13 protein-coding genes are annotated in these 10080 nt (G+C 69.9%); 2 read left to right on the forward strand and 11 right to left on the reverse strand.

The features are described from left to right. Positions 1-21: 21 nt before the first annotated feature. Genes ACO1X9_RS05605 through ACO1X9_RS05615 form a run of 3 tightly spaced genes read right to left on the reverse strand, consistent with a single transcriptional unit; the run spans position 22 to position 2016 of the window. Entirely contained in the window at positions 22-282 is a 261-nt protein-coding gene (locus tag ACO1X9_RS05605) for a helix-turn-helix transcriptional regulator (RefSeq protein WP_486349843.1), read from the reverse strand. Beyond that, positions 275-1126, reverse strand: a complete 852-nt coding sequence (locus ACO1X9_RS05610) for an ABC transporter permease (RefSeq protein ID WP_486349844.1) — start codon at positions 1124-1126, stop codon at positions 275-277. The genes ACO1X9_RS05605 and ACO1X9_RS05610 overlap by 8 nt, the downstream gene beginning before the upstream one ends. After that, entirely contained in the window at positions 1123-2016 is an 894-nt protein-coding gene (locus ACO1X9_RS05615; protein WP_486349845.1) for an ABC transporter ATP-binding protein, read from the reverse strand. Before ACO1X9_RS05615 ends, ACO1X9_RS05610 begins: the two co-directional genes overlap by 4 nt. Before the next feature lie 92 nt (positions 2017-2108). On the opposite strand from ACO1X9_RS05615, the gene ACO1X9_RS05620 reads away from it, so the two are divergent. Next, entirely contained in the window at positions 2109-2783 is a 675-nt protein-coding gene (locus ACO1X9_RS05620) for an SIMPL domain-containing protein (RefSeq protein ID WP_486349846.1), read from the forward strand. 14 nt (positions 2784-2797) lie between these two features. Here ACO1X9_RS05620 and ACO1X9_RS05625 read toward each other — a convergent pair whose 3' ends face one another. Together ACO1X9_RS05625 and ACO1X9_RS05630 are read right to left on the reverse strand one after the other, a co-directional pair. Next, positions 2798-3439, reverse strand: a complete 642-nt coding sequence (locus tag ACO1X9_RS05625) for a hypothetical protein (protein ID WP_486349847.1) — start codon at positions 3437-3439, stop codon at positions 2798-2800. A 22-nt stretch (positions 3440-3461) separates the two neighbouring features. Continuing rightward, on the reverse strand, positions 3462-4109 hold the full coding sequence (locus ACO1X9_RS05630) for a hypothetical protein (RefSeq protein ID WP_486349848.1): 648 nt from the start codon (positions 4107-4109) through the stop codon (positions 3462-3464). An 18-nt stretch (positions 4110-4127) separates the two neighbouring features. Here ACO1X9_RS05630 and ACO1X9_RS05635 point away from each other — a divergent pair, with 18 nt between their 5' ends. Continuing rightward, positions 4128-4655, forward strand: a complete 528-nt coding sequence (locus tag ACO1X9_RS05635; RefSeq protein ID WP_486349849.1) for a septum formation family protein — start codon at positions 4128-4130, stop codon at positions 4653-4655. A 12-nt stretch (positions 4656-4667) separates the two neighbouring features. Here ACO1X9_RS05635 and smpB read toward each other — a convergent pair whose 3' ends face one another. From smpB to ACO1X9_RS05665, 6 genes are all read right to left on the reverse strand, one after another. Continuing rightward, a complete protein-coding gene (smpB, locus tag ACO1X9_RS05640; RefSeq protein ID WP_486349850.1) occupies positions 4668-5147 on the reverse strand; it encodes an SsrA-binding protein SmpB in 480 nt (159 codons plus the stop codon). A 66-nt stretch (positions 5148-5213) separates the two neighbouring features. Further along, positions 5214-6125: a permease-like cell division protein FtsX gene (gene ftsX, locus ACO1X9_RS05645; RefSeq protein WP_486349851.1), complete on the reverse strand. Its 912-nt coding sequence runs from the start codon at positions 6123-6125 to the stop codon at positions 5214-5216. Continuing rightward, positions 6125-7168, reverse strand: coding sequence for a cell division ATP-binding protein FtsE (ftsE, locus tag ACO1X9_RS05650; RefSeq protein ID WP_486349852.1), 1044 nt, complete (start codon positions 7166-7168; stop codon positions 6125-6127). The genes ftsX and ftsE overlap by 1 nt, the downstream gene beginning before the upstream one ends. An 11-nt stretch (positions 7169-7179) precedes the next feature. Continuing rightward, positions 7180-8418 carry a low temperature requirement protein A gene (locus ACO1X9_RS05655; protein WP_486349853.1) on the reverse strand — a complete coding sequence of 413 codons (1239 nt, stop codon included), beginning with the start codon at positions 8416-8418 and terminating at the stop codon, positions 7180-7182. A gap of 9 nt (positions 8419-8427) precedes the next feature. Next, on the reverse strand, positions 8428-9612 hold the full coding sequence (locus ACO1X9_RS05660) for an MFS transporter (protein ID WP_486349854.1): 1185 nt from the start codon (positions 9610-9612) through the stop codon (positions 8428-8430). A 9-nt stretch (positions 9613-9621) separates the two neighbouring features. Beyond that, a partial coding sequence (locus ACO1X9_RS05665) for a peptide chain release factor-like protein (protein ID WP_486349855.1) occupies positions 9622-10080 on the reverse strand: 459 nt, incomplete at its 5' end.

A 10080-nucleotide genomic window follows, 5' to 3' on the forward strand; every position in this document is an offset into this window, starting at 1 on the left:
ATGCCGCTCCCACGCCAGCGTTCAGCGACCGAGCGGCGTGAAGGGCTCGGTCGCGAAGACGAACTCGACCGGCACGTCGAAGAACGCCGCGATGCGCAGCGCGAGGTGCAGGCTCGGGCTGTACTCGCCGCGTTCGAGATACCCGACCGTCTGGTAGTGCACCCCGAGCGACTCGGCGAGGTCGCGCCGGCTCACCCCCCGGTCGGCGCGCAGGGTCGCGATCCGGTTGTAGACCTTCTCCCCCGCGGCCTTCTCGCCCGCGGCATCCGCCGGCTCAGACACGCTGCAGCGCCTTCTCCCGCGACCGCTCGAGCACCGACCCCGACTCACGCCGCGCCATACGGCGCAGCAGCGGCGGCGCGACCACCAAGCCGACCACGGCCCACGCGCCGAGCACGCCGAACGCCTCCAGCATCCGCCAGCTGTCGCCGAGCTCGATCACGACCAGATTCTCCGGCAGCAGCACCGACCGCAGCAGCAGGCCGAGCCAGTAGAGGGGAAGAATCTGCCCGATCACCTGGAGCCACTCCGGAAGTGTCACGAGCGGCAGGAAGATGCCCGACACCATGACGATGCCGCCGACGGCGATGAGCCCCCAACCGCTCACGGCGCGCGGGTTGCGGAAGAGCGACCCGATGACGAGACCGATCGGCAGGATCGCGAGGAAGCCCAGCAACAGGATGCCGAGCGCGGCGAACGCGATCGGCCCGCGCGCTAAGAGGTCGTGCACGAGAAAGGCCGAGGGGATGACCACGAGGGCGAGCGCGACCCCGGTCTCGATGATCGTGCGCACCGAGATGCCGGTCAGGTAGGTGGCGACGCCGTTCGGCATCGCCTTCGCGCGCAGGAGCGTGCCGTCTTCCCGGTCGGTCGAGAGCATGATCGCGACGCTCCAGGCGCTCGCGATGAGGATCTGGATGGCGAGGAGGCCCGGGAAGATGAACCTCGCCGTCGAGATGCCGAAGTCGTCGACCGGAGAGTCGCGCAGGAACCAGAGCACGATCGTCGTGGCGAGGGCTCCGACGACCCAGAAGCCGACATCGGTGGGCGACCGCAGCGAGTTGAGGAACTCGACGACCCCGCGTCGTGAGCCGGAGCGGAGGGTCGGGACGGTGGTCGTGGTCATCGCAGCGCTCCTTCGAGGTCGGTTGACTCGTGACGGCGCACCATCGCGAGGTAGGTGTCCTCGAGCGTCGTCCGCACGATCTCGAGCTCGTCGATGCCGTCGGTGTTCCGTGCGAGCAGCTCGCGCACGTAGGCCGTCGCGTCTTCGGTGGCGTGCACGTGACGCTCGCCGCCCTGAAGCCAGCGCACCTCGGTCGCACCGGCCACTTCGCGGGCGAGGGCGTCAGGGCTTCCGTCGGCGACGATGCGTCCCCCGTCGAGGATGAGGATGCGGTCGGCGAGCCGCTCGGCCTCGCCGAGGTCGTGGGTCGTCAACAGGATCGTGGTGTCGTCGAGGTCGGCGAGGCGGTGCACGAGCTCGTGGAAGTCGCGTCGCGCGACCGGGTCGAACCCGGACGTCGGCTCGTCGAGGAAGAGCACCGACGGTCGCCCGATGATGCCGATCGCGACGTCGAGGCGCCGGCGCTGACCGCCGGAGAGCGTGCGTATGCGCGCGTCCGCCCGATCGGTCAGCCCGACGGCGTGCAGCAGTTCGTCGACGTCGTACACATCGCTCGAGTAGGGCAGGTAGGCCCGACGGAACTGCGCGAGCAGGTCGCGCACCCTCCATCGACCGTGGTCGCGCCACGACTGCAGCACGACGCCGACCTCGGCGCGCCACGACTCCCCGGCGTTCAACGGGTCGTCGCCGAGCACGCGCACGGTGCCGGCGGTCGGCTCGCGGAACCCTTCCAGGATCTCGACGGTCGTCGTCTTCCCCGCGCCGTTCGGTCCGAGCAGCGCGACGACCTCGCCGCGACGTATCTCGAGGTCGATGCCGCGCAGCACCTCGGCTGTTCCGTAGGACATCCGCAGTCCGGTGACGGCGATCGCGATCTCATCCCCACGCATGGCAACTCCCGTTGTACTCGTATCGTGACGACATCCATATGTAGCACATGTACTACATCGAGATCCAGCGCGCGGTTTGGGATGATGAGCCCATGAGCGACACCGTCATCACCGTGCAGGGCACCGCCACCGACTGGTTCGACGCCGAGCGCGCCACCCTGAACGTGCAGGTGTCGCACGACGGCCCGAAGCGCGAGTCCGTCTTCGAGGCGACCACGACCGTCGGGGCGCAGGTCACCGCGGCACTCAAGGAGCTCGAGGGCGGCGCCGTCACGCGCTGGTCGAGCGACCGCATCCGCGTCTGGTCGAACCGGCCGTGGAACAACGAGGGCACGCAACTCGCGCCCGTGTACTACGCGGCGCTCTCCGCGACGGCCCGCTTCCAGGACTTCGATGCCCTCGCCGACTTCGTGGAACGCTTCTCGACCGTCACGGGCATCACGATCGCCGGCATCTCGTGGGACCTCACCGAGGAGCGTCGCCTCGCCGTGACGACCGACATCCAGTCGCGGGCGGTCCAAGACGCGACCATCAAGGCGACGACCTACGCGCGTGCCGCCGGCCTCGCCCGCGTCACAGCGGTCGCGATCGCCGACCCCGGGATGCTCGGCGACGGCTCCGGCGCGCAGCCCGGCTTCCCCGTCGGGCAGGCGCGCGGGTCATCCAAGATGATGATGGCGATGGATGCCGGCGCCCCCGCACTCGAGTTCACGCCCGACCGCATCGAGGTGTCGGCGAGCGTCGACGTGAGGTTCGTCGCGAGCTGACTCCGACGGGCGCGTCAGCCCACGACGGCGAACAGCGAGATCGCCACGCCGACGACGAACACCGCGGCCCCGCCGACCGCCAGCCCGAACGACACCCGCAACGAGCGGTTGGCGCCCGACACACCGAGCAGCAGCAGCGCGAGCGCGAAGATCGCCGACGCGACCGTGATCAGCAGACCGCGGTCGCCGATCTGCTCGGAGAGCACGAAGGCGTCGGCGGACGCCCGATTCGCCCCGAAGGTCGGCGCGAACTGGGCTGCCGCGAACTCGTGTCCGGTCAGCGGATAGGAGTCCTCGGCGTAGCCGCTCTCGATCCAACGGGTCCACTCCTCGGTGAGCCCCGGCGAGCCGCCCTCGAGGATCACCTCCTGCTGCGCACGGAGGCCGTCGACATCCGTCGCACCGCTCAGGATGTCGAACTCGATCGCGAGCGCATCCGAGATCCGCTCGCCGTCGTCCATCCCGGACATCTGGGAGGCGATGTTCGTGGCGAGACTCTCGTCGCGCAGCTGATTCGCTGCCGAGGCGTAGACGCCCGCCTGTCGTGACCACTCGGAGGCCTGATAGGCCCCGGCAGCCGTCGCCACGGAGACGAGTCCGAGCAGCACCGCGGTGCCGATCTCGAGCATGCTGCGCAGTCGTGAGTCCTCCGCCATCCTGGGCCCCTCCCTCGTCGCCTCAGTACGCCGTCGACATGAGGAACAGACCGAACACGAAGACGAGCGCACCCATCGAGAGCGTCACGTAGCGCGCCGCGCGCAGACGGTTGATGCCGGCGACGCCGAAGAGGAAGAGCGCGAGCGCGTGGATCAGCGCGGCCTGCCCGAACAGCGCAGAGTGCGCCTTGAGTTCGGCGGCATGGAGTCCGAGCTGGCGCGACGTCAGCGTCAGCGCATCGACGGAGCCGCGCGCTTCGACGAGGTACTCGGCGGAGTCGGTCGGGCGGGCGTCGTCGGGGAAGCCCGCGTCCCACCAGGCGTCGAAGGCACCCTCGGGCAGCAGGATCGAACCCGTGAGCGTCGTGCCGAGATCGCCGTAGATGTCGACCGCGAGGTCGAAGTCTCCCGCCTCGAGCGCCGCGTCGTAGGCGAGCGCGAGCGGCTTCGCCTCGAGCAGCGCCGCGAGGTCGCTGCGCTGCCGCAGTTGCGCCACGACACCGAGGGCGATGCTCTGGTCGCGGGCATCCGCCGCGTCGCTCGCGTACCGCTCGGCCGTGTCGTTCCAGAGGCTCGACTGGAGCACCCCGAGGGCGGTCACGAGCGACACGACGCCGAGGGCGACGGCAGTCGCGATCTCGAGCGCGCGGCCTCCGGGTCGGGTCTCCACATCCGATACCGTAGCGCTGTGACCGACGCTGTCGACCTCTCGCCTCGAGGCTGGGCCGCCCTCCCGACCTGGGCCCGGATCGGGATCATCGCCCTCGCCGCGATCATCGTCGCCCTCGTCGCGATCGTCGCCGTCCGTCTCGCCACGCGCGTGCCGCCGATCCCCCTCGGCGTGACGTCCGTCGACGATCTGCGGCCCGGCTCGTGCCTGGCCGAGCCGCAGCGAGATCTCGCGGAGTACACCGTCGTCGCGTGCGGCGAGGAGCACCCGCAGCAGGCGTTCGCGACCGCCGACCTCGACCTCGAGGAGGACGTCTACGTGCTCGTCGAGTCGTCGCTCGCGACGTTCGGCGACGAAGTGTGCGAGCGCTACCTCGAGTACCGCCTCTTCCTGAGGGAGGGTCTCGAGACCGGCGACTACGAGGCCTACGCGATCGCGGTGCCCGACCCCGACGCGTATGCGGCGGGCGACACGGAGGCGCTCTGCGCCGTCGCGGCGGCCGACGGCACCGACATCACGGGCGACGCCTACCGGCCGATGCCGTAGCGACCCGGACGGCTACTCGCCGAGGTGACGGCGGGACGACATCGCGCGGTCGGCCTCGCGGCGGGCTTCGCGCTCGCGCAGCGTCTGACGCTTGTCGTACTCGCGCTTGCCCTTCGCGACCGCGAGCTCGACCTTGGCGCGACCCTCACTGAAGTAGATCGAGAGCGGGATCAGCGTGTACCCGCCCTCCTTGGTCTTGTGCGAGATCTTGATGATCTGCTGCTTGTGCAGCAGCAGCTTGCGCTTGCGACGCGTGGCGTGATTCGTCCACGAGCCGGACCCCCACTCCGGGATGTGCACGGCATCCAGCCACGCTTCGCCGCCGTCGATGAACGCGTAACCGTCGACGAGGGATGCCTTCCCCTCGCGGAGCGACTTCACCTCGGTACCGGTGAGCACGAGGCCGGCCTCGTAGGTGTCCTCGATCGTGTAGTCGTGGCGCGCCTTGCGGTTGGTCGCGACGACCTTCGGTCCGCCCTTGTCCTTGGGCATCCTGCTCACCTCCTCGGTTCTCGTCAGCCTGAGCAGCCGCCCAGTCTAACCCGAACCCGAGGCAGGTCAGGCCTTCAGGTAGCGGCGGATCGCGAAGGATGCCGACAGGGCGGCGAGCACCGCGCCGATCCCGAGCAGCATCGGCACGACGAGCAGCGCGTCGTTGACCCCGATGAAGCCGATCCCGGTGACCGAGGTGGCGAGCACGCCGCCGACGAAGAACTGCACGAGCGCGACCACGGCGCCGCCGGCGAGGAGCGCGCCGAGGAGCGCCGCGATGACGCCCTCGAGCACGAAGGGGGTCTCGATGAAGCGGTTCGAGGCGCCGACGAGCCGCATGATCGAGATCTCGCGTCGACGCGAGAACGCCGAGAGCCGGATGGTCGTCGCGATGAGCAGCGCCGCCGCGACGAGCATGAGCGCGGCGATGCCGACCGCCGTGAGGCTGAGCGTGTTGATGAGCGAGAAGATCGGCTGCAGCACCGCGCGTTCATCCCGCACCTCGTCGACGCCGGGCATGCTGCTCAGCTGATCGATGAGGATCTCGGCGTTGTCGGGGTCGACGAGCTTGATGCGGAACGCCTCGGGCATCACGTCGGGCGTCGCGAGTTCGGCGATCGCCGTGCCCTCGAACTGCTCGAGCACGTTCTGGTACGCCTGGTCGCGGGTCTCGAACTCGAAGCGCTCGATGTACGGCGAGAGGGTCGAGCTCTCCAGTTCGGCCTCGACGGCGTCGATCTCGCTCTGCGTCGCACCCTGGTTCTCGCAGCGCGTCGGCTGGAAGTCGGTGCAGAGGTAGACCGCCACCTCCGACCTGTCGTACCAGTAGCCCTTCATCTGGTCGATCTGAAACTGCATGAGGATCGCGACACCCACGAAGGTGAGCGAGATGAAGGTCACGAGCACGACCGAGACGACCATCGACAGGTTGCGGCGAAGGCCCTGACCGACCTCGCTGATCACGAGCCCGACGCGCATCAGCTCTTCCTCACACTGTCGGGAGCGCTCGGCCACTGGAAGCCGGGGGGCGGGCCGCTGCCGGGGGCGGGGAAGACGGGCGTCGTCGAGGTGGTCGGCGTCGCGGCGGGAGCGGATGCCGGGGCCGTCTTGGGTTCCGCCGCCTCGGGCTCGGGCGTCTCGGCTGCGGGTGTCTCGGCTGCGGGCTCGACGTCCGCCGCCGCGGCGGGAGCGAGGATCACGTCGATCGGGTCGGTCGACGGTGCCGCGACGGGGTCGGCGCGCACCGGGACGACGTCGATCGGCAGGTCGGTGGCGGCGCCGCTCGCGACGTCGTCGAACGACGGCTCGGGCCTCCGCTGCTTCGCGACGGGCATCGACTGCGTCTGGTACCCGCCCTGACGCTCGTCGCGCACGATCTGCCCGCCGACGAGCTCGATGACGCGGCGCTTCATCGTGTCGACGATGCCGGCGTCGTGGGTCGCCATGAGCACGGTCGTGCCGTTCGCGTTGATCGTCGAGAGCAGCGTCATGATGCCCGCGCTCGTCGCCGGGTCGAGGTTTCCGGTCGGCTCGTCGGCGAGAAGGATCGCCGGCTTGTTGACCACCGACCGCGCGATCGCGACGCGCTGCTGCTCACCACCGGAGAGCTCGTGCGGGTACCGGTTCTGCTTGCCTCCGAGACCGACGAGTTTGAGCACATCCGGAACCGCCTCCTGGATGAAGCCCTTGCTCTTGCCGATCACCTGGAGTGTGAACGCGACGTTGTCGAACACGGTCTTGTTCGGCAGCAGTCGGAAGTCTTGGAAGACGACGCCGAGGCTGCGTCGGAAGTACGGCACCTTGCCGCTCGAGATCTGCCCGAGGTCCTGCCCGAGCACGTGGATCTTGCCCTTCGTCGGGCGATCCTCCTTGAGCACGAGGCGCAGGAACGACGACTTGCCCGAACCCGAGGCGCCGACGAGGAACACGAATTCCCCCTTGAGCACCTCGAGGCTCACGCCGTTCAGGGCGGGGCGGGAGGTGCCGGGGTAGGTCTTGGTGACGCCGTCGAACCGGATCATGACGATTCAGGCTAAGTCGGCATCCCGTTCCTGCCGGTTGCGACACTCAGTCGCCCCAGACTCTCGGATGCGACCACGGTCACGGCTGGGGCGAGCATCACGACGACGAGGCACCATCCGAGCGACACCCCGCCGGCCGCGAGAGCCGCGGCGACCGCGAGCATCCCGACGGTCGCGCCGAGCACGGCGACCCGGGCTCCGGTCATCCGTCCCAGCAGAACGACGGCCAGCGCGTCGAACACGAGTGTGAAGACCAGGACCGGGATGGCGACCGCGAGCACCGCGCCCACGACGCCGATCGTGGCCTCGCCTTCGACGACGTAGGCCGCGACGTGCAGTCCGGCGCCGACGGCGGCGATCGCGGCGAAGAGCAGGATGTGCCCGTACCCCCACGCCCACGACCTGCCGCGGTTCACGTGCAGCAGCTCGCCGCTCGGCAGCCCGAAGTAGACCCACCACATTCCGAAGGTGAGGCCCGTGCCCGCGACGACGACGAGCACGGCCTCGGCGCTCCAGCCCACGTGATCGACGACCGCCGCCATCGCCGCGATGGTGCCGAGGATGCCTTCGCCGAGCGCGATGATCACGAGAAGTCCGTAGCGCTCGGCGATGTGGTGGGCGTGCCACGGCGTCGCGGCGCCGCGGCGCTCCGCGAGCACGGGGCCGCCGAGCTCCGCCAGGTAGAGCAGCGGCAGCACGACGAGCACCGTCGAGAGCGGCAGGTCGAGGAGGGCGACGACGACCCAGCCGACCTGCGCGACGCCGATCGCGCCCGCGTACGTGAGGGCGGTGCGGCGATGCTCGGGATCCTGCGCGGCGACCCGCAGCCACTGCGCCACCATCGCGACCCGCATCACGACGTAGCCGGCGACGAGCACGCCGTTGTCGAGGTGGCGACCCTCGTCGATCGAGTGGAAGACCGGCGCGATGCCGAGGGCCAGCACGAGCACCCCGACCATCTGCACCATCGTCGTGACGCGGAAGAACCAGTCGTCGGTGTCGAACGCCGAGGCGAACCAGGTGAAGTTGATCCACGCCCAGCACACCGCGAACATCACGAAGCCGAAACCGAGCAGCGCGCTGCCGACGTGACCCTCCGCGAGCAGGTGCGCCACCTCGTTGCCTGCGAGGGAGAAGGCCACGACGAACGTGAGGTCGAACAGGAGCTCGAGAGGCGTCGCGCCGCGGTGCTGCTCGTGCGGGTCGCGCCCCGTCATGCGGGCGAGACCGCGGGAGACGGCGGAGATCACGCCCTCAGGTTAGGACGCGGGCGCGCTCTTCGGGGTGCGCAACTGGATCGCGAGGCCGACGCCCGCGAGCATGACGATGATCGTCGTCCAGCCGAGGATCGTCGGCAGCAGCCCGAGCGGGGCGATGAGCTGGCCCGCGATCACCGACGCCCCGCCGAGCACGAGGTAGGCGACGACGTAGACCGCCGCGAAGGTGCCCGCGCGCTGGTGCTCGGGGGCGAGCGGCGCGAGGCCGCGGAAGATCGCGCTGTTGGTCGAGCCCACGGCGAGCGCCTCGATCACGCCACCGATCCAGACGAGCACGATCTGCCCGGTCGCGACACCGACGACCACGATCACCACGCCGACGACGATGCCCGCAGCGCCGAGCCGGAGGCCGCGCGTGACGGCGACCGAGCCGAAGACGATGCTGCCCGCGCACACGAAGATGCCGTGGATCGACGCGGTCACGCCGTCGACGAGTCCGCTGTCGACGTGGAGCAGCCCGTGCACGACCGTCGGCGCGAGCCCGAGGAACAGGGCGCCGACCGCCCACGCGGCGATGAGGATGGGGAGCATCCGCACGAAGAAGGAACGCGCGCCCGGCGGCACGACCACGTTCGGGACGAGTGACAGCACGGCGCCCGGAGAGCGGGTGGTGGTCTCGGGCGCGAAGAGCGTGAGGACGACGCCGGCGATCAGGAGCACACCCACCGCTGCGAAGAGCACCTCGTCGGCGTTCCGGCCGAACAGCTCGACGGCGACCCCGCCGAAGAGCGCCCCGAGGCCGAGGCCGCCCACCGGTGCGGCGGCCGCGATCACGGCACCCCAACGCGAGCCGGGCGGCGCGAGCTCGACGAGGGCCGCCGTGTAGGCCGCCGTCACGACGCCGACCGCGAGACCGTTGACGGCACGGGCCGCGATGACCCACTCGATCGACGGCGCGAGCATGAACATCGCGATCGACCCGATCGCCGCGACGAGCGAGACGAGGATGACGGGCTTGCGCCCGAGGTGATCCGAGAGCGAACCGCCGACGAGCAGCGCGAGCAGGAAGGTGAAGGCGTAGGCCGCGAAGGCGAGCGCGACGAGCGAGTCGGGGAAGCCCCACTCCCGCTGCCAGACGAGCAGCAGGGGCGTCGGAGCTCCACTCGCGAGGTAGAGCGAGACGAGTGTCGCCGCGAATCCGACGAAGGCGACCGGTCGGGAGAGCACGTCCTCGGCTTAGTCGTCGTGCGACGACTTGCGCCAGCGGATTCCCGCTGAGATGAAACCGTCGAGGTCGCCGTCGAAGACCACGGCCGGGTTGCCCACCTCGTGGCCCGTGCGCAGGTCCTTGACGAGCTGCTGCCCGTAGAGGAAGTAGGAGCGCATCTGGTCGCCCCAGCTCGCCGTGATCGTGCCGGCGAGCTCCTTCTTCTTCGCGGCCTCCTCCTCGCGCTTGAGCAGGAGGAGGCGGTTCTTGAGGAGCGTCATGGCGGCCGCGCGGTTCTGGATCTGCGACTTCTCGTTCTGCATCGACACGACGATGCCGGTCGGGATGTGGGTGATGCGCACCGCCGAGTCGGTCGTGTTGACCCCCTGCCCGCCCGGCCCCGAGGATCGGTAGACGTCGACGCGGATGTCCCGCTCCTCGACCTTGATGTCCACGTCCTCCGCTTCGGGAAGGACGGCCACCGTCAC

The organism is Pseudolysinimonas sp. (assembly GCF_057350545.1).